Here is an 18,222-nt window from a genome sequence, read left to right as displayed (position 1 = left end):
GCTTTCCCTCAAAAATCGACTTCCGGTGGAATCAATCCACCAAGCAGGCACGCAGCATGGAACCTACCGCGTCCGTCGTTCCACGCTGGCCCATGACCTCAGTGGCCGCTCTGGAACCCCGGAAGGACCTCTCCGACGATGCCGAACCCCACGACTCCCGCCCTGCCGCGAAGCCACCGCACCGTGCGCCTGCTCACCCGCCCCGACGGTCTGCCCCGCCCCGAACACTTCACCGTCACCGAAGCCCCGCTACCGCAACCAGCGCCGGGCGAGGCGCTGATACGCAACCGCTTCTTCCGCGTCTCCGCCTCACTACGGATGATGATCAGTGGCGGCGCGGAGAACGTGGACGGCGTGCCGTTCCCCGTGGTGCGCCCGGGTGAGACGCCGTTCGAGGAGACGATCGGCGAGGTGGTGTCCGCCCCCGAGGGCAGCGGCCTGCACCCCGGCGACCTGGTCTCGCACTGGCAGGGCTGGCGCGAGTACGCGGCCGTGCCCGCCGCCCAGTGCACCCCGCTGGACGGTGCGCTGCCCGACCCGGTCGCCCATCTCTCGCACGCCTGGACCGCGTACGCCGCGCTGCGCTGGGGCGCCGAAGTCCGGCCTGGCGACACGGTGTTCGTCTCCGGCGCGGCCGGGGGGATCGGCTCGATGGCCGGGCAGATCGCCCGCCTGATGGGCGCGGGCCGTGTCATCGGCAGCACCGGCTCCCAGCGGAAGGCCGACCGCCTGGTGGCCGAGCTGGGTTATGACGCGGCCGTGCTGCGTGGTGCCCGGCCGATGGCCGAGCAGCTGACCGAGGCCGCCCCCGGGGGCATCGACGTCCTCTTCGACAACGTCGGCGGCGACCAGCTGCGGGCGGCCGTCTCGGCCGCCCGCAGCGGTGCACGCTTCGTACTGGTCGGCGCGCTGTCCGGGCAGTTGGCGCGGCACGGTAGGGGCACGGCGGCCCCGGTCGAGCTGGACTCGTTCCAACTGCTGCTGAAGCGGATCGCGATGCGCGGCTTCAGTGCGGACGACCTCCCCGCCCCGGAACGCGGCCGGTGGCCAGAGAAGTTCGCGGACTGGCTGCGCTCCGGCGACCTCCGCTTCCCGCACACCCGCGTTACCGGCATCGAACACGCCCCGCGAGCCCTGTGCGAGGTGATCGAGGGGCGGCACCTGGGTGCTGTCGTCGTGGCGCTCTAGGGCAAGAGGTAAGGGGCGCCCGCCAATGGCGAGCGCCCCTTACAGGCTGAGGGCCGCCCCGGGGGGCGGCCCCACACGTCAAGCCCAGCGGCGGGCGTCACGCACTCTTCTCGTGCCGCTCCCCCGCGTCACCGCGCGTGCTGCGCGGTACCAGGGTGGGGTTCACGTTCGAGTGAACGACCTCCTCGGTGATGACGACTCGGGCCACGTCCTTGCGGGACGGCACCTCGTACATCACCGACTGCAGCACCTCTTCCATGATGGCGCGCAAGCCCCGCGCCCCGGTGCCGCGCAGGATCGCCTGGTCGGCGATGGCCTCCAGGGCCGGGCGGTCGAACTCCAGCTCCACACCGTCGAGTTCGAAAAGTCGTTGGTACTGCTTCACCAGGGCGTTACGCGGCTCGACCAGGATCTTCAGCAGCGCCTCGCGGTCGAGGTTGTGCACGCTGGTGATCACCGGCAGACGGCCGATGAACTCCGGGATCATCCCGAACTTCACCAGGTCCTCCGGCATGATGTCGGCGAACTGGTCGGCCTGGTCGAGCTCCCGCTTGGAGCGGATGGTCGCGCCGAAGCCGATGCCCTTGGCGCCCGCACGGGCCTCGATGATCTTCTCCAGACCGGCGAACGCGCCGCCGACGATGAACAGCACGTTCGTGGTGTCGATCTGGATGAACTCCTGGTGCGGGTGCTTGCGCCCGCCCTGCGGCGGCACCGAGGCGGTGGTCCCCTCCAGGATCTTCAGCAGCGCCTGCTGGACACCCTCACCCGACACATCACGAGTAATGGACGGGTTCTCGCTCTTGCGCGCGACCTTGTCGATCTCGTCGATGTAGATGATCCCGGTCTCGGCCTTCTTGACGTCGTAGTCGGCCGCCTGGATCAGCTTCAGCAGGATGTTCTCGACGTCCTCGCCCACGTAGCCGGCCTCGGTGAGCGCCGTGGCGTCGGCGATGGCGAACGGGACGTTCAGCATCCTGGCGAGGGTCTGGGCCAGCAGCGTCTTGCCGGAGCCGGTGGGGCCGAGCAGCAGGATGTTGGACTTGGCCAGTTCGATGCCGTCGTCGTGGCCTCTACCGCCACCGTTCTCGCCCGCCTGCACCCGCTTGTAGTGGTTGTAGACGGCGACCGACAGTGCCTTCTTCGCGGGCTCCTGGCCGACGACGTAGCCCTCAAGGAACTCGTAGATCTCGCGCGGCTTGGGCAGGTCCTCCCACCGCACCTCGGAGGACTCGGCCAGCTCCTCCTCGATGATCTCGTTGCACAGGTCGATGCACTCGTCGCAGATGTACACACCAGGCCCTGCGATGAGCTTCTTCACCTGCTTCTGACTCTTACCGCAAAACGAGCACTTGAGCAGATCGCCGCCATCACCGATGCGTGCCACGAGGTGCTTCCCCTTCGCCTGGGATCCGCCTTGTTCAACGGAGCCTGGTGCCTAATCTCCGACGGTACCTTGCCGGACCCCTCGTGTGGGCCCCCCTTGGGCCGACTCGTCCTGGCGACCCAAGGGGTTAACGGTGCCGTCGGGCCTGTCTCAGGCCGAGACCGCGGCCTTACGGGACGATGTGATCTGGTCCACGAAACCGAAGGACAGCGCGTCCTCGGCGGTCAGGATCTTGTCACGCTCGATGTCCTCGCGGATCTGCTCCTCGGACCGGCTGGAGTGCTTGGCCAGCATCTCCTCCATCTGGGTGCGCATCCGCGTGATCTCGTTGGCCTGGATCTCCAGGTCCGAGATCTGTGCCCGGCCGGTCTCGGTGTACGGCTGGTGGATCAGCACCCGGGCGTTGGGCAGCGCCATCCGCTTGCCGGGCGTACCGGCGGCGAGCAGCACGGCCGCGGCGGAGGCCGCCTGGCCGAGGCAGACCGTCTGGATGTCCGGCTTAACGAACTGCATGGTGTCGTAGATCGCCGTCATCGCGGTGAACGAGCCGCCGGGCGAGTTGATGTAGATCGAGATGTCGCGGTCCGGGTCCATCGACTCCAGGCACAGCAGCTGCGCCATCACGTCGTTGGCGGAGGCGTCGTCGATCTGCACACCGAGGAAGATCACCCGCTCCTCGAAAAGCTTGGCGTACGGGTCGTACTCGCGCACGCCCTGCGAGGTGCGCTCAACGAAGCGCGGCACGATGTAACGGGACTCGGCGCCGAGCGATCGGCGGGCGTCCACGCCCTCCTGGAGGGCGAGCGGGTTCGGGGTGTTCATGATGGGTTCACCGTCCTGAGGGGTGAGCGGGGAGGGGAAGCGTAACCGGGTGGCCGCTGGTCGAGCGGAGCGGCCTCACGCGCCGGTACCGCCGCCACCGGGGACGTCCGCGGCGGTGCTCATGACCTCGTCGATCAGCCCGTACTCCTTGGCCTCCTCCGCGGTGAACCAGCGGTCACGGTCGGCGTCGCGGTTGATCGTCTCAACCGTCTGGCCGGTGTGCGCCGCGGTCAGCTGCTCCATGCGCTTCTTGGTGCGCAGCAGCTGCTCGGCCTGGATCTTGATGTCGGAGGCGGAGCCGCCCAGACCGGCCGAGCCCTGGTGCATCAGGATGTCGGCGTTGGGCAGGGCGAAGCGCTTGCCGGGGGTGCCCGCGGTGAGCAGGAACTGGCCCATGGAGGCGGCCAGGCCCATCGCGATCGTCACCACGTCGTTCTTGATGTACTGCATGGTGTCGTAGATCGCGAAACCGGCGGTCACGGAGCCGCCCGGCGAGTTGATGTAGAGGTAGATGTCCTTGGTCGGGTCCGCGGCGAGCAGCAGCATCTGCGCGCAGATCCGGTTGGCGATGTCGTCGTCTACGGCCTGGCCGAGGAAGATGATGCGTTCGTCGAGCAGCCGGCTGTAGACCGCGTCACCCAGGCCCGGCCCGCCGGTCGGCGTGCTGGCGGTGGGCATCAGAAGTCCAGGCGTCTGAATCTGCGGAGTCGTCACGTATCCACCTGCTCGTTGTCGGACGGCGACGCGCCGTCTTCGCGTCTTCTCGTAGGGCGCGGGGGTGCGTTGGCGAGCTGACTCCAGCGCCGTCAAGGGACTCCCCTGCCCTCGTTACTACGGACCCTAACGCGCAGGTCGGGCCCAGCAATCCCCCACGCGAAACTGTTCGCTGTGAGCGCAGGCAACCCCGAAAGTGATCGCGTTCGAGGCGGAAAACGAACGCACCCGGACACTCCATGGCGTCCGGGTGCGTTGTCATGCTCCTGCTGCTAGCGCCTGGATCAGCCCTCGGACTTCTCCTCGGCGGCGTCCTCGGTGGACTCCTCGGCGGCGGCCTCGACGGTCTCGCCTTCCTCGTCCTCGTCGTCCAGGTCGACGGTCTCACCGTTGCTGTCGACGACCTTGGCGGCCTCGACCACCAGGGCCAGCGCCTTGCCGCGGGCGACCTCGCCGACCAGCATCGGCACCTGGCCACCCTCGACCACGGCCTGGGCGAACTGGTCGGGGCTCATGCCGGAGGTGGCGGCACGACGCATGAGGTGCTCGGTGAGCTCCTCCTGGTTGACCGAGAGCTGCTCCTTGGAGACCAGCTCGTCCAGCACGAACTGGGTCTTGATGCCCTTGGTCGCCTGCTTCTCCAGCTCGGCGTCGTACTCCTCGGCGGTCTTGCCCTCGCGCTCCAGGAAGCTGTCCCAGTTCAGCCCCATCATCGGGAACTGGTGCTGCTCCAGGTTGTGCTTGCGGGTCTCGACCTCGTCCTTGAGGAGCTTCTCCGGGATCGGCACCTCGATCAGGTCCAGCAGGGCGTCCAGCACCTTCTCCTGGGCCTGGGTGGCCTGGTCGTACTTCTTCATCCGCTCAAGGCGCTTGCGGCTGTCGGCGCGCAGCTCCTCAAGGGTGTCGAACTCGCTCGCCAGCTGGGCGAACTCGTCGTCCAGCGCGGGCAGCTCACGGGCCTGCACGGCGGTGACGTCGACCTTGACCTCGGCGGTCTTGCCGGCCGCGGAGCCGCCCTTGAGCTCGGAGGAGAAGGTGGCGGAGCCGCCGGCCTCCAAGCCGATGACGGCCTCGTCGATGCCGTCCAGCAGCTGGCCGGAACCGATGGTGTAGGTGACGCCCTTGGCGACGCCGTCCTCCAGCACGTTGCCGTCGACCTTGGCCTCCAGGTCGATGGTGACCACGTCACCGTCGGCGGCGGCGCGCTCGACCGGGGTGGTGGAGGCGAAGCGCTCGCGCAGCTGCTCGACCGACTTGTCGACGTCCTCGTCGGAAACCTCGACGGCGTCGACGGTGACCTCGATGCCGGAGAAGTCCGGGATCTCGATGGCCGGGCGGATGTCCACCTCGGCGGTGAACTTCAGCTGCTCGTTGTCGTTGAACTCGGTGATGTCGATCTCGGGCTGGCCGAGGACGTTCAGCTCACCCTCGTTGACCGCCTCCGTGTAGAACTTCGGCAGCGCGTCGTTGATGGCCTCTTCGAGCACCGCGCCCCGGCCGAACCGCTGGTCGATGACGCGCGCGGGGATCTTGCCCTTGCGGAATCCCGGCACCGTGACCTGCTGGTTGATCTTCTTGTACGCCGCGTCGAGGCTGGGCTTGAGCTCCTCGAAGGGCACCTCGACGGTGAGTCGAACCCGGGTCGGGTTCAGAGTCTCCACGGCGCTCTTCACGGTTGGGTCTCCTTGGGCTGACAGTCAGGGGCTTTACGTGGCCGACGAGACGTACTTCCCGGGGTCCTCGCCCCTACGTCGCCCCGTATACAGGGCCAACTCGCATAGTACCGGTACGAGCGGCACGACTGTCCCACGCCCGGGACCTTTCGAACAAATGGTCGGGGTGGCGGGATTTGAACCCACGGCCTTCCGCTCCCAAAGCGGACGCGCTACCAAGCTGCGCCACACCCCGTTTCAGTGCGACACGTAGCGTACATGGCTCCGCACGTTCCGGCCGCCAATTAATCCGGTGGGCGACAGGGGCCGAGTCGACCAGCTACGATGCGGTGTGCCAGAATGACTGGCCGTTGCGGGCGTAGCTCAATGGTAGAGCCCCAGTCTTCCAAACTGGCTACGCGGGTTCGATTCCCGTCGCCCGCTCTGTACGAGTCCGGCCCGGTCGGAGGGAACGTTCCCTCCGACCGGGCCGGACCGCTTTTCACGCCACAGTGTTACGCCGTCGTGTGCGCCCCGGTTCGCGTGGCTGCGTCCTTCGTCACGTTCAGAGCTTTATCTGGTTGATGGTGTTGGCCAACGAGTCCAGGAACCGGTGGATGTCCGGTGCCAGCCCGGTCGACGCGAGGAAGAAGCCGAACAGTATGGCCACGATGGCCGGTCCTCCCTTGAGCGTCCCCCCTCGCAACATCACGAACAGGACGATCGCCAACACCACGACAACGGAAAGGGAGATGGCCACAACGGATCACTTCCTCGCTCACTACGGCCTACGCCACGCCGGTACGGGGTTGCGCCGCCGCCACTTCTCCCCGCGCCGTCCATCGTGCCACCAACCAGCCCTTCCGTGGACCCGCCACGAGGGCGCGTGTCCCCGGCCGGTCGTCAACGCGGCGATCAGTCACGGCAGATGATGAGCAGCGCCCGGTCGTCGTTGACGTCCTTGGCGACCGCCTCTATCAACCGCCAGGCGGAGCCCCGGAATCCGTGCGCCACCAGGCGTTCGGCCTCGCCGATCAACCGGTCGATGCCCTCGGCCAGATCACGCCCGGACGCCTCCACCAGTCCGTCGGTGAACAGCATCAGCACGTCACCGGAGTTCAACGTGCCCTTCACACCGTCGAATTCGGCGCCCTCGAAGACCCCGAGCATCATGCCGTCGGCGGCCTTCTCCTCCCACCGCCCCGTGCCCGCGCACAGTTGCATACCGGGCAGGTGTCCGGCGGACAGCAGCTCGTAGTCGCCGCTCTCCAGGTCGAGTACGAGGTGGACGGAGGTGGCGAACCCCTCGTCCCAGTCCTGGCGCAGCAGATAGCCGTTGGCGGCGGCGAGGAACTGGTGCGGCGGCAGCGAGCCGAGCAGCCCGCCGAACGCCCCGGACAGCAGCAGCGCGCGGGAACCGGCGTCCATGCCCTTGCCGGACACGTCGGTCAGCACCGCCTCCAGCACCTGGCCGCCGCCGGTGCGGGTGGCGACCACGAAGTCCCCGGAGAACGACTGGCCGCCGGCCGGGCGCAGCGCCATCTCGGCGTGCCAGCCGTCCGGCAGCTGCGGCAACTGGCTCTGCACGCGGATGCGTTCGCGCAGGTCGAACAGCATGGTGCCGCCGCGCCGCCAGGGCACTCCGACCCGGCTGCGGAACTGGGCGATCATCAGCCCGGCGAACGCGACCGCGCTGACCACCAGCACGGTGCCCGGTGTGACGGTCCGCGACGCGCCGGAGTGGTACGGGCCGAGCACCGCGTCCTCGACCACCAGTGCGCTGGCCGCGGCGGCGTAGAGCAGCAGCAGGCTCGCCGGGCGCAGCAGCAGTCCGCCCAGCAGGACCGGGAAGACCAGCGCGGTCGGCGGGCACCAGTCGGGCAGGGCGGTGGTGGCCCAGGCCAGGGCGGGAACGGTGAGCAACAGGCCGACCAGCGGCAGCCAGTCGGAGCCGTCGCCGCGGAAGTAGTCGACGGCGGATTTGCGCAGCAGGGTGCGGCCCCGGTGCAGCGTCCTGCGCGCCTTGGCCACCACTCCGTCACCGGTGCGCCCGCGCCGGGGGCGCGGGGTGGGGGTGCCCACCGGCCGCGCGCTCGGTACGGGGCGCTCCGCGTCCCTGGTCTCGATCCCGTCTCCCTCCCGCCCGCGCCTGGCCCGCGGCACGGGAGACGCCTCGACGTCCGGACGCGCGGGGCTCTGCTCCGCGCTCCTGGTCTCGATACCGTCGCCCACGGCCACCCGGCTTCCGTGGCGCCGTACGCGCCGTTACTCGTCCTCCATTCCCGGCGACCCTATCCACCCATTCGGCGGCGCGTCGATTCGCGACTCGCCGTATATCGGTCGGGCACGGTGCGTCGGCCGATCGTTTCCGGCCTGGCTCGGACGGGCGGTCGGTTCCGCCGGTAATTCGTTCGCCCGTACCGCCGCGCCGCTGCTAGGCAGGGGACATGACGGTTGAACTGCGGGTGCTCGAACCCGGGCGGTGGGACCGCTGGTACGGGGAGTTGGAGCGGGCGTTCGGCGGGGCGCAGGAGTCCCCGGAGGAACGCTCCCTGTGGCACGATCTGACCGAATGCGAGCGCTCCCTGGCGGCCTGGGACGGCGACGAGTTGGTGGGCACAACCGGAGCGTTCTCGTTCCGGTTGTCGGTGCCGGGTGGTTCGCTGGTTCCAACGGCCGGGGTGACCTGTGTCGGTGTGCGCTCGACGCACCGGCGGCGCGGCGTGCTCACCGCGATGATGCGGCGGCAGCTGGACGATGTGCGGCGGTGGGGAGAGCCGCTGGCGGTGCTGACGGCCTCGGAGCCGCCGATCTACGGGCGGTTCGGGTACGGGCTGGCGACCGAGCGGTTGCGGATGGAGATCGACAGCGCCCGGGTGCGGCTGACGGCCCCCACGGGGACGGACGAGATACGGCTGCGCCTGGTCCCACCACGTGCGGCCATCGCGGCCTGCGAGGCGGTGTACGCGCGCCGGGTGGCCGGACGTCCGGGCATGCTGGCGCGGCAACCCGGCTGGGAGCGGCTGCCGTTGCTCGATCCGCCGTCGGAGCGGCGCGGGGCCGGCGAGGTGGGGTGCGTGCTGGCCGAACGGAACGGGGAGGTGGTGGGGTTCGCCCGCTTCGCGGTGAAGTCGGACTGGGACGAGGCCGGACCGAAGGGCTCGGTACTGGTACGGGACGTCGAGGCGCTGGACCCGGCGGGCTACGCGGCGTTGTGGCGTCATCTGTTCGAGGTGGACCTGACCTCGACGGTCATCGCCTCCAACCGGCCGGTGGACGACCCGCTGCTGCACCTGGTCTCCGACGTACGACGGTGCCGGTTGCGCGTGCGCGACGGGATGTTCGTACGGCTGGTGGACGTCGGCGCGGCGCTCGCCGCCCGTACGTACGCGGCGCCGGTGGACGTGGTGTTGGAGGTCGAGGACACTTTCTGCCCGTGGAACGAGGGCCGTTGGCGGCTCAGCGGCGACCAGAAGGGCGCCACGTGCGAGCGAACGACGGATTCGGCCGATCTAGTCCTGTCGGCGCGGGAGTTGGCCGGCGGGTATCTGGGCGGCTTCGGCCTGACGGCGCTCGCGGGCGCCGGACGGATACGTGAGCTGCGCCCCGGCGCGCTGGCCGAAGCCGCGACGGCCTTCGGCCACCCGGTCGCGCCTTGGCTGCCGCACGGCTTCTAGACGATTGATTCCGCGTGCCCGGCGCCCGACCGGGACTCGCCGGGCACGCGTCTGCATCAGTTCGAGAAGGTCTCGGCGGCACTCCATTGCGAGGTCCTGGGCGTCGACCTGTTCGGCCAGGATCGCGGCGGCCAGGTCGAGCCCCACCGTGCCCACAGAAGACCCACGACGTCCTCGTCCACAAGAGCACCGGCCCCGAATCGATCAGTTCGAGCAGGTGGTCGCTGGGCTACCGCGTCTGGCAGCCGGGGCACCAGAACAGGTTGCGGTTGGCCAGTTCCGCGGTGCGCACCCGCGCTCCGCAGACGAGGCAGGGCAGTTGGTGCCGGCGGTAGACGTAGACCTCACCGCCGTGGTCGTCCACGCGCGGTGGGCGGGCCATCGCCTCGGGGGTGTGTTCCGGGCGGACGGTGTCAATCCGGTTGTTCCGCACCCCCTCTCTCATCAGTGTGACCAAATCGGCCCAGATCGCGTCCCATTCGGCTCGGCTCAGATCGCGCCCGGCCCGGTACGGATCGATGCCGTGCCGGAACAGCACCTCGGCCCGGTAGACGTTGCCGACGCCCGCGACCACCTTCTGGTCCATCAGCAGCGCGGCCACCGATGTGCGGCTGCGGGATATCCGCCGCCACGCGGGCTCGTGGTCGGTGCCGGGGCGCAGCGGGTCGGGGCCCAGGCGGTCGTGTATCGCCTGCTTCTCGCCGTCGGCGATGAGCTCGCAGGCGGTGGGACCGCGCAGGTCGGCGTAGCCGTCGGAGTTGGCAAGCCGCAGCCGTACGGTGTCGGTCGCCGCGGGCGCGGGCCCGGTACCGAAGGCGTACTTGCCGAACAGCCCCAGGTGGACATGGACCCACTGCTCCGGGCCGAACCGCAGGAAGAGGTGCTTGCCGTGCGCCTCGGCCCGCTCCAGGACCTGTCCGTCGACCAGCGCCGCGCCGTCCGCGAACTTGCCCTGCGGACTGCTGGCCGAGACGGCCCGGCCGCCGAACCTCGCTTGGTGGTCGGCGGCCAGTCGGTGAATGGTGTGCCCTTCGGGCATTCCCGCGCTCAGTCCTGCCGCGGGTGGTCGGCCGGGATCTCCGGCAGCTTCCCGGTGAGTTCGTAGGCGCTGAGCATGTCGATCCGGCGGATGTGCCGTTCGCCCTCGGAGAAGGGGGTGTTGAGGAAGACCTCCACGAAGCGGGTGGCCTCCTCCTCGGAGTGCATCCGCGCCCCGATGCTGACCACGTTGGCGTTGTTGTGCTCGCGGCCGAGGCTGGCGGTCTCCTCGCTCCAGGCGAGTGCGGCACGTACGCCCTTGACCTTGTTGGCGGCGATCGCCTCGCCGTTGCCCGAGCCGCCGATGACGATGCCGAGGCTGTCGGAGTCCTGGGCGGTGCGCTCCGCGGCGCGCAGGCAGAACGGGGGGTAGTCGTCCTGGGCGTCGTAGATGTGCGGACCGCAGTCCACCGGATCGTGGCCGTTGGCCTTGAGCCACTCGACGAGGTGGTTCTTCAGTTCGTAACCGGCATGATCGGAGCCGAGGTACACGCGCATGCGGAGAGTGTGCCATGCGTGTACCCGCACCTCTGTTTCCGGGGCCGCGCGCCTGTGTTTTCGGGGGCCGCTCCCGCGCCGAGCCTGCGTTTGGGGTGGCCGATTTCACACTGGGCCGCTGAACCCGGTGATGCAACGATTCGGACACAGGTGTTCCGTTTCGGCCGATGTCTGGGGTTGCATTCGGGAACTCGCGAACCGAGAGACGAGGGACACGTCAATGAGTGCGCAACCGCCCTTCACGACGGAGGACGCCAGGCCCGGCAACTCCGGCCCGGCCTCGGCCGCCGCCACCGCGTACGGCCATGAGGCAGCCGGTCATGGCCTGCAAGCAGGGCTGAAGAACCGACATCTGTCGATGATCGCCATCGGTGGTGTCATCGGCGCCGGCCTGTTCGTCGGCTCCGGCGCGGGCATCGCCGCCGCCGGTCCCGCCATCCTGCTGTCGTACGCGCTGGTGGGCGCGCTCGTCGTCATGGTGATGCGAATGCTCGGCGAGATGGCGGCGGCCAACCCGGTCTCCGGCTCCTTCTCCGCGTACGCGGACCGGGCGCTGGGCCGCTGGGCGGGCTTCACCATCGGCTGGCTGTACTGGTTCTTCTGGGTCGTCGTGCTCGCGGTCGAGGCGATGGCCGGTGCGGGCATCCTCAACAGCTGGATGCCGGCCGTGCCGACCTGGGGCTGGGCGCTGATCGTGATGGTCGTGCTCACCGCCACCAACCTGTTCTCGGTCGGCTCCTACGGTGAGTTCGAGTTCTGGTTCGCCGGCATCAAGGTCGTCGCGATCGCCGCGTTCATCGTGGTCGGCGGACTGGCGGTCTTCGGTGTGCTGCCGGGCACCCACGACCACGCGGTGGGCCTGGCGAACCTCACCGGTCAGGGCGGCTTCCTGCCGAAGGGGCCGGGCGCCATCCTCACCGGTGTGCTGATGGTGGTCTTCTCCTTCATGGGCAGCGAGATCGTCACGCTGGCCGCCGGTGAGTCCGAGGACCCGCGCAAGGCCGTGGTCAAGGCCACCAACAGCGTGATCTGGCGGATCGGCGTCTTCTACCTGGGCTCGATCCTGCTCGTCGTCACGCTGCTGCCGTGGAACTCCCCCGAGGTCGCCAAGAGCCCGTATGTCGCGGTGCTGAACCACGTCGGCATCCCGCACGCCGGTGAGCTGATGAACGTGATCGTGCTGACCGCCGTGCTCTCCTGCCTCAACTCGGGCCTGTACACGGCCTCCCGGATGGCGTTCTCGCTCAGCGAGCGAGGCGACGCCCCGCGCGCCTTCAGCCGCACCACCTCGCGCGGTGTGCCCGCGACGGCGATCCTCGCCTCGGTCGTCTTCGGCTTCGTGGCCGTCTACTTCGACTACCAGTACCCGAAGACCATCTTCCAGTTCCTGCTCAACTCCTCTGGTGCGGTGGCCCTGTTCGTCTGGCTGGTGATCTGCTTCTCGCAGCTGCGGATGCGCAAGATCATCGAACGGGAGTCGCCGGAGCGGCTGTCGGTGAAGATGTGGGCCTACCCGTATCTGACCTGGGTGACCATCGGAATGATCGTGTTCGTCATCGGCTACATGCTGACCGACAAGAGCGGGCGCGACCAGGTGCTGATGTCCTTCCTGGCAGCGGGCCTCGTACTGGCCGTCGCGTTCATCCGCGGCCGCCGGCGCTCGGCGCTCGACCAGCGCTGACCGGATACGGCGATGGCCCGCACCCTCGGGGGGTGCGGGCCATCGCCGTATCCGGGGTCAGCCCTTGCGGCCGACCAGCTTCCACGCGGCCGGCAGCAGGCCCATCGCCAGCGCCGCCTTGAGGGCGTCACCGATCAGGTACGGCGTGAAGCCCAGGGCGAGCGCCTGGCCGAAGGACATGTGCGCGGCGAAGGCGAGGTAGGGGACGCCCACGGCGTAGATGACCGCCTCACCGACCAGCATCGCGCCCGCCGTCCGCCACACGCCGCGGTCCGCGCCGCGCCGGGCCAGGGCGCCGACCGCCGCCGAGGCGAGCACCATGCCCAGCACATAGCCGAAGGTCACCAGCCCCGCGCCGTGCGCGCCGCCCGCGAACCACGGCACCCCGGCCAGGCCCGCGACCGCGTACAGCGCCAGGGAGAGCACGCCGCGGCGGGCCCCCAGCGCGGTGCCCACCAGCAGTGCGGCGAAGGTCTGCCCGGTGACCGGCACCGGCGAGCCGGGCACCGGTATCGCGATCTGGGCGGCCAGGCCGGTGAGCGCGGCGCCGCCGAGGACCAGGGCCGCGTCGCGCAGCCGGGCGCGGGTGGCGGTGGAGGCGGGCAGCAGGTCGGCCAGGACCTGCTGCGGACGGACGGGTGCGGCTGCGAGGCTCATCGGGTCTCCCGCGTGATGGAGGGCGGTTCAGGACAACGTGACCGTAACCCAGCGCCGTGACCGGCAACACGGTGAGCGGATGACAAAGGCTCGTTCCCACCCGTAGTCGGTTCCGCACAAAGAGCGAGAGCGGGGCAGGGGTCACCGTGATGCTGGTCACTGGGGAGACCGTCGAAGATGAACCACTTTGCGGCCCGACACGCGATGCGGAGACACTGTGGAGTCTCCCCAACTGATCCTGAGAGTTAGCAGCGCCATGCACGATGCTTCGCCCGCCGCCGCGCGCGAGCTTGCCGACGGCGGGAGAGAACCGCTGTCGGCCGGGCTCAAGCAGCGCCATCTGACCATGCTGGGCCTGGGCGGGGTGATCGGCGCGGGCCTGTTCGTGGGCTCGGGCGCCGGGATCGCCGTGGCGGGACCGGGCATCGTGGTCTCGTATCTGATCGCGGGCCTGCTGGCGATGCTGATCATGCGGATGCTGGGCGAGATGTCGGCGGCGATGCCCGCCTCCGGCGCGTTCTCGGTGCACGCGGAGCGGGCGTTCGGGCGCTGGGCCGGGTTCACGGTCGGCTGGCTGTACTGGTTCATGCTGGTCGTGGTGCTGGCGGTGGAGGCCACCGGCGCGGCGACCATCGCGTCCGGCTGGCTGCCGGTGGTGCCGCAGTGGGCGTGGGTGCTGCTGTTCATGGTGGTGTTCACCACCGCGAACCTGACGGCGGTGAAGAACTTCGGCGAGTTCGAGTTCTGGTTCGCCGCGCTGAAGGTCGGCGCGATCGTGCTGTTCCTGGCGCTCGGGCTGCTGGCGGTCCTCGGGCTGCTGCCGGACACCCATGCGGTGGGCCTGGCCAACCTCACCGGCCGGGGCGGCTTCCTGCCGAACGGCTGGAGCGGAGTGGTCTCCGGAGTGCTGGCGGTGGTCTTCGCCTTCGGCGGGCTGGAGGTCGTCACCATCGCCGCGGCAGAGTCCGACGACCCGGCCCGCGCGGTCGGACGGGCGGTGCGCAGCGCGGTGCTGCGGATCGCGGTCTTCTACATCGGCTCGATGCTGGTCGTGGTCACCCTGCTGCCGTGGACCTCGATCAAACCGGGAGCCAGCCCGTATGTGGCGGTGCTCGACCGGATCGGGGTGCCCGCCGCCGCGCAGATCATGAACGTGGTGGTGTTCGTCGCGCTGCTGTCCGCGCTCAACGCCAACCTGTACGGGGCCTCGCGGATGGTCTTCTCACTGGCGGAGCGCGGTGAGGCGCCGCGCGGGCTGCTGAAGGTGACCGGCGGCGGGGTGCCGCGCCGGGCGGTGCTGGCCTCTGTGGCCTTCGGCTTCGTCTCGGTACTGCTCAACCTGATCTGGCCGCACTCGGTCTTCCTCTACCTGCTCAACGCGGTGGGCGCGGTGCTGCTGGTGGTCTGGGGCCTGATCTGCGGCTCCCAGCTGAGGCTGCGCCGCCGGATCGAGCGGGAGGCACCTCACACCCTGTCCCTGCGGATGTGGGCTTTTCCCTATCTGAGCTGGGCGGCGCTGCTGGGAATGCTCGCGGTCCTGGCCCTGATGCTCGGCGACCCGGGCTCCCGTCCCCAGGTGCTCTGGTCCGCCGTCGCCACCGGCGTGGTGCTGCTGGCGGCAGGGGTACGCGAGTGGCGCGCCCGGCGCGGCTAAAGCCACAAAAGAGACGCACAGCACAATCAGCGCATAACTGACGATTAATCAGTCACATTGCGTTAACAAAGTGTCCGGATGGCGAACGCGTCGTTGTTGTGGGCGGTGCTCCCCCGCACACTGTGGCGATCCGTACCGCTCTCACCCCACTGGACGGTCACGCCAATGAATCGGACACCCTCCCCGATAACCGATACGGCACCCGCCGCGACCGCCTCGGAACAGCGTCTCGGCCACGGACTCAAGCAGCGCCATCTGTCGATGATCGCCCTCGGCGGGGTCATCGGCGCCGGACTGTTCGTCGGTTCGGGGGCGGGCATCGCCGCCGCCGGGCCGTCCATCGTGCTGGCGTACGCGCTGTCCGGCGTGCTTGTCATGCTGGTGATGCGGATGCTGGGCGAGATGTCCGCGGCCAACCCGGCCTCCGGTTCCTTCTCGGTGCACGCCGACCGGTCCATCGGTCCGTGGGCGGGCTTCGCCGCGGGGTGGACCTTCTGGACCCTGCTGTGCGTGGGCGTGGCGGCCGAGGCGATCGGCGCGGCCGGGATCATGGCCAACTGGTTTCCCGGCACGCCCTCGTGGATGTGGGTGGCCGTCTTCATGGCGGTCTTCTGCGGTACGAACCTGGCGGCGGTGAAGAACTTCGGCGAGTTCGAGTTCTGGTTCGCCGCGCTGAAGGTCGGTGCCATCTCCCTCTTCCTCATCCTGGGCGTGCTGGCGATCTTCGGGGTGCTGCCGGGCACGCACGCGGTGGGCGCCGCGAACCTGACCGGTGCGGGGGGCTTCCTGCCCAAGGGCGCCAACGGCCTGGTGGTCGGCCTGCTCGCCTCGGTGTTCGCGTACGGCGGGCTGGAGACGGTGACCATCGCGGCGGCCGAGTCGGAGAACCCGGTCAAGAGCGTGGGCCAGGCGGTGCGCACCGCGATGTGGCGCATCGCGCTGTTCTACGTCGGCTCGATGCTGGTCATCGTCACCCTGATCCCCTGGAACGACGGCTCGTTGACCAAGCACGGCCCGTACGTCGCGGTGCTCGACCACATCGGGGTGCCGGGCGCGGGCCAGTTGATGAACGTGGTCATCCTGGTCGCCCTGCTCTCCGCGATGAACGCCAACATCTACGGCTCGTCGCGGATGGCGTACTCGCTGGTGGCGCGGGGCCAGGGGCCGCGGCTGCTGGGCCGGTTGAACGGTGGCGTGCCGCGGCTGGCGGTGCTGGCCTCCTCCGGGTTCGGCTTCCTCGCCGTGCTGTTCAGCTACTGGTGGCCGACCACGGTGTTCGCCTGGCTGCTGAACATCGTGGGGGCGGCAGTTCTGGTGGTGTGGGCGTTCATCGCGGTGGCGCAGTTGCGGATGCGGCGTCGGCTGGAGCGTGAGGCGCCGGAGAAGCTGGTGGTGCGGATGTGGGCCTTCCCCTATCTGACCTGGGTGGCGCTGCTGGGCATCGGCGCGGTGCTGGTGCTGATGGCACGGCAGCCCGACACCCGGGTGCAGCTGTACTTCACCGGTGGCGCGACCGTCGTACTGGCGGCCGTCGGCTACGCGCGCCAGCTCGCGGCGAAGCGCCGCTGACGTCCCTGACGGCAACTCGACTGGAGGGCCGGACCCGGTGGTCCGGCCCTCCAGTGCGTTCGGAGTTGCTGCTGGTAGCCTGCAATTGCGAAAGCGTTGCAATAAGCCGCAGCCGGAGGACCCAGCATGTCCACGTACACCCTTCCTGAACTCCCTTATGACTACGCCGCGTTGGAGCCGGTCATCAGCGGAGAGATCATCGAGCTGCACCACGACAAGCACCACGCCGCGTATGTGAAGGGCGCCAACGACACCCTGGACCAGCTCGCCGAGGCGCGGGAGAAGGACGCCTGGGGGGCGATCAACGGCCTGGAGAAGAACCTGGCGTTCCACCTGTCCGGCCACATCCTGCACAGCATCTACTGGCAGAACATGACCGGTGACGGCGGCGGTGAGCCGCTGGAGAAGGACGGCACCGGTGAGCTGGCCGACGCCATCGCCGAGCACTTCGGCGGGTTCGCCCGGTTCAAGGCCCAGTTGTCGAAGGCCGCGGCGACCACGCAGGGCTCCGGCTGGGGCGTGCTCGCCTACGAGCCGGTCAGCGGCCGGCTGATCGTCGAGCAGGTCTACGACCACCAGGGCAACGTGGGCCAGGGCAGCGTTCCGCTGCTGGTCTTCGACGCCTGGGAGCACGCCTTCTACCTGCAGTACCGCAACCAGAAGGTGGACTTCGTGGAGGCTATGTGGCGGGTGGTCAACTGGCAGGACGTGAACGCGCGTTACCTCAAGGCCAAGCAGCTGCCTTCCGGCCTGCTGGTTCCGTGACGATCGCGGCCCCACGGACGGAAGGCCCCCGCGCGGTGGTGTCGCGCGGGGGCCTTCCCCTTACCCGAGGGGCCGTCCCGCCAGGGACAGCCCGGGGGCCGGATCATAGCGGGCCGGTTCAGTCGAAGATCGGCCCGACCGTGCGGGTGCGCTTGATCTCGTAGAAGCCGGGCGTGGACGCCACCAGCAGCGTGCCGTCCCACAGCTTGGCCGCCGCCTCGCCCTTGGGCGCCGGGGTCACCACCGGGCCGAAGAACGCCACCTGCTCGCCGTCGGCGCCCGGGACCGCGATCACCGGCGTGCCGACGTCCTCGCCGACCAGGCCGATACCCGCCTGGTGCGAGGCGCGCAGCTCGGTGTCGTAGGCGTCGGTGTCCGCGGCGTCCGCCAACTCCGCGGGCAGGCCGGCCTCCTCCAGCGCGGCGACGATCGTCTCGCGGGTCCTGGGCAGTTCCTGGTTGTGGAACCGGGTGCCCAGCGCGGTGTAGAGCGGGCCGAGCACCTCGCCGCCGTACTTCTGCTCGGCGGCGATGCAGACCCGTACCGGTCCCCAGGCGGTGGCCAGCAGCTCGCGGTACCTCTCGGGCAGGTCTTCCTTGTTCTCGTTGAGCACGGCAAGGCTCATCACATGCCAGCGCACGCTCACCGGGCGCACCTTCTCGACCTCAAGCATCCAGCGCGAGGTCATCCACGCCCAGGGGCACAGCGGGTCGAACCAGAAATCCGCCGGGATCTTGTCGGTCTCGGTCGTCGTCACAGCCTCTCCCAAGGTCGTTCGATATGAAACGACACACTCCGGGGGCTGAAACACGGGCGATCGTGCGGGCATTCCCGGCCGAAGGGACGCGTGTCACCTCCGCCGCCACATGCGATGATGCGACTTCGGCCGCACCGGCGACGGGGTCGGTGGACGCGGCGGA

The 18,222-nt window shown here is 69.4% G+C and carries 16 protein-coding genes and 2 tRNA genes; 7 read left to right on the top strand and 11 right to left on the bottom strand.

Translation table 11 applies throughout. The features are described from left to right. The first annotated feature begins 138 nt into the window (after positions 1-138). Positions 139-1,188, top strand: a complete 1,050-nt coding sequence (locus O5O46_RS04955; protein ID WP_269854002.1) for an MDR family NADP-dependent oxidoreductase — start codon at positions 139-141, stop codon at positions 1,186-1,188. A gap of 97 nt (positions 1,189-1,285) precedes the next feature. Here O5O46_RS04955 and clpX read toward each other — a convergent pair whose 3' ends face one another. The 5 genes from clpX to O5O46_RS04930 form a co-directional block, all read right to left on the bottom strand. Then, on the bottom strand, positions 1,286-2,575 hold the full coding sequence (clpX, locus tag O5O46_RS04950) for an ATP-dependent Clp protease ATP-binding subunit ClpX (RefSeq protein WP_269854001.1): 1,290 nt from the start codon (positions 2,573-2,575) through the stop codon (positions 1,286-1,288). 150 nt (positions 2,576-2,725) lie between these two features. Then, positions 2,726-3,397, bottom strand: coding sequence for an ATP-dependent Clp protease proteolytic subunit (locus O5O46_RS04945; protein ID WP_269854000.1), 672 nt, complete (start codon positions 3,395-3,397; stop codon positions 2,726-2,728). A gap of 75 nt (positions 3,398-3,472) precedes the next feature. Next, positions 3,473-4,075, bottom strand: a complete 603-nt coding sequence (locus tag O5O46_RS04940; protein ID WP_269853999.1) for an ATP-dependent Clp protease proteolytic subunit — start codon at positions 4,073-4,075, stop codon at positions 3,473-3,475. Positions 4,076-4,395: 320 nt separating this feature from the next. Continuing rightward, positions 4,396-5,784: a trigger factor gene (gene tig, locus O5O46_RS04935; protein WP_269853998.1), complete on the bottom strand. Its 1,389-nt coding sequence runs from the start codon at positions 5,782-5,784 to the stop codon at positions 4,396-4,398. A gap of 158 nt (positions 5,785-5,942) precedes the next feature. Further along, a tRNA-Pro gene (locus O5O46_RS04930) sits at positions 5,943-6,019 on the bottom strand. Positions 6,020-6,136: 117 nt separating this feature from the next. On the opposite strand from O5O46_RS04930, the gene O5O46_RS04925 reads away from it, so the two are divergent. After that, positions 6,137-6,207, top strand: a tRNA-Gly gene (locus O5O46_RS04925). A 121-nt stretch (positions 6,208-6,328) separates the two neighbouring features. Here the strand turns inward: O5O46_RS04925 and O5O46_RS04920 are convergent. Then, the gene (locus O5O46_RS04920) at positions 6,329-6,523 is read right to left on the bottom strand and encodes a hypothetical protein (RefSeq protein ID WP_269853997.1); all 195 of its coding nucleotides are present in this window, start codon (positions 6,521-6,523) and stop codon (positions 6,329-6,331) included. A 155-nt stretch (positions 6,524-6,678) separates the two neighbouring features. Then, on the bottom strand, positions 6,679-7,797 hold the full coding sequence (locus O5O46_RS04915; protein WP_269854564.1) for a PP2C family protein-serine/threonine phosphatase: 1,119 nt from the start codon (positions 7,795-7,797) through the stop codon (positions 6,679-6,681). Positions 7,798-8,210: 413 nt separating this feature from the next. On the opposite strand from O5O46_RS04915, the gene O5O46_RS04910 reads away from it, so the two are divergent. Continuing rightward, positions 8,211-9,440 (top strand): GNAT family N-acetyltransferase, encoded by a 1,230-nt coding sequence (locus O5O46_RS04910; RefSeq protein ID WP_269853996.1) that lies wholly within the window; start codon positions 8,211-8,213, stop codon positions 9,438-9,440. A 229-nt stretch (positions 9,441-9,669) separates the two neighbouring features. Here the strand turns inward: O5O46_RS04910 and O5O46_RS04905 are convergent, their stop codons facing one another. Both O5O46_RS04905 and O5O46_RS04900 read right to left on the bottom strand, forming a co-directional pair. Then, a complete protein-coding gene (locus tag O5O46_RS04905) occupies positions 9,670-10,479 on the bottom strand; it encodes an Fpg/Nei family DNA glycosylase (RefSeq protein ID WP_269853995.1) in 810 nt (269 codons plus the stop codon). Positions 10,480-10,487: 8 nt separating this feature from the next. Beyond that, the gene (locus O5O46_RS04900) at positions 10,488-10,976 is read right to left on the bottom strand and encodes a ribose-5-phosphate isomerase (RefSeq protein WP_269853994.1); all 489 of its coding nucleotides are present in this window, start codon (positions 10,974-10,976) and stop codon (positions 10,488-10,490) included. A gap of 220 nt (positions 10,977-11,196) precedes the next feature. Here O5O46_RS04900 and O5O46_RS04895 point away from each other — a divergent pair, with 220 nt between their 5' ends. After that, positions 11,197-12,657, top strand: a complete 1,461-nt coding sequence (locus O5O46_RS04895; RefSeq protein ID WP_269853993.1) for an amino acid permease — start codon at positions 11,197-11,199, stop codon at positions 12,655-12,657. 57 nt (positions 12,658-12,714) lie between these two features. Here O5O46_RS04895 and O5O46_RS04890 read toward each other — a convergent pair whose 3' ends face one another. Continuing rightward, positions 12,715-13,314, bottom strand: a complete 600-nt coding sequence (locus tag O5O46_RS04890) for a biotin transporter BioY (RefSeq protein WP_269853992.1) — start codon at positions 13,312-13,314, stop codon at positions 12,715-12,717. 256 nt (positions 13,315-13,570) lie between these two features. On the opposite strand from O5O46_RS04890, the gene O5O46_RS04885 reads away from it, so the two are divergent. The 3 genes from O5O46_RS04885 (at position 13,571) to O5O46_RS04875 (ending at position 17,302) form a co-directional block, all read left to right on the top strand. Then, positions 13,571-14,968: an amino acid permease gene (locus O5O46_RS04885; protein ID WP_269853991.1), complete on the top strand. Its 1,398-nt coding sequence runs from the start codon at positions 13,571-13,573 to the stop codon at positions 14,966-14,968. 165 nt (positions 14,969-15,133) lie between these two features. Next, complete coding sequence (locus O5O46_RS04880) at positions 15,134-16,537, top strand: amino acid permease (protein ID WP_443072388.1); 1,404 nt, start codon at positions 15,134-15,136, stop codon at positions 16,535-16,537. A gap of 126 nt (positions 16,538-16,663) precedes the next feature. After that, complete coding sequence (locus tag O5O46_RS04875) at positions 16,664-17,302, top strand: superoxide dismutase (protein ID WP_269853990.1); 639 nt, start codon at positions 16,664-16,666, stop codon at positions 17,300-17,302. Between the two features lie 118 nt (positions 17,303-17,420). Here O5O46_RS04875 and O5O46_RS04870 read toward each other — a convergent pair whose 3' ends face one another. Then, positions 17,421-18,059 carry a mycothiol-dependent nitroreductase Rv2466c family protein gene (locus O5O46_RS04870; protein ID WP_269853989.1) on the bottom strand — a complete coding sequence of 213 codons (639 nt, stop codon included), beginning with the start codon at positions 18,057-18,059 and terminating at the stop codon, positions 17,421-17,423. Positions 18,060-18,222: the final 163 nt, after the last annotated feature.

Source organism: Streptomyces sp. RPT161 (genome assembly GCF_027533845.1).
Taxonomy (GTDB): Bacteria; Actinomycetota; Actinomycetes; order Streptomycetales; family Streptomycetaceae; genus Streptantibioticus_A; species Streptantibioticus_A silvisoli_A.
The sequence above is the reverse complement of the archived record's forward strand: the minus strand, read 5'-3'. Positions and strand labels throughout refer to the sequence as shown.

Coding starts and splice junctions, on each gene's coding strand:
- O5O46_RS04905 (WP_269853995.1), bottom strand. CDS start 10,479: ATGCCCGAAGGGCACACCATTCACCGACTGGCCGCCGACCACCAAGCG.
- O5O46_RS04940 (WP_269853999.1), bottom strand. CDS start 4,075: ATGCCCACCGCCAGCACGCCGACCGGCGGGCCGGGCCTGGGTGACGCG.
- O5O46_RS04900 (WP_269853994.1), bottom strand. CDS start 10,976: ATGCGCGTGTACCTCGGCTCCGATCATGCCGGTTACGAACTGAAGAAC.
- O5O46_RS04955 (WP_269854002.1), top strand. CDS start 139: ATGCCGAACCCCACGACTCCCGCCCTGCCGCGAAGCCACCGCACCGTG.
- O5O46_RS04910 (WP_269853996.1), top strand. CDS start 8,211: ATGACGGTTGAACTGCGGGTGCTCGAACCCGGGCGGTGGGACCGCTGG.
- O5O46_RS04875 (WP_269853990.1), top strand. CDS start 16,664: ATGTCCACGTACACCCTTCCTGAACTCCCTTATGACTACGCCGCGTTG.
- O5O46_RS04890 (WP_269853992.1), bottom strand. CDS start 13,314: ATGAGCCTCGCAGCCGCACCCGTCCGTCCGCAGCAGGTCCTGGCCGAC.
- O5O46_RS04895 (WP_269853993.1), top strand. CDS start 11,197: ATGAGTGCGCAACCGCCCTTCACGACGGAGGACGCCAGGCCCGGCAAC.
- O5O46_RS04880 (WP_443072388.1), top strand. CDS start 15,134: ATGAATCGGACACCCTCCCCGATAACCGATACGGCACCCGCCGCGACC.
- O5O46_RS04945 (WP_269854000.1), bottom strand. CDS start 3,397: ATGAACACCCCGAACCCGCTCGCCCTCCAGGAGGGCGTGGACGCCCGC.
- O5O46_RS04885 (WP_269853991.1), top strand. CDS start 13,571: ATGCACGATGCTTCGCCCGCCGCCGCGCGCGAGCTTGCCGACGGCGGG.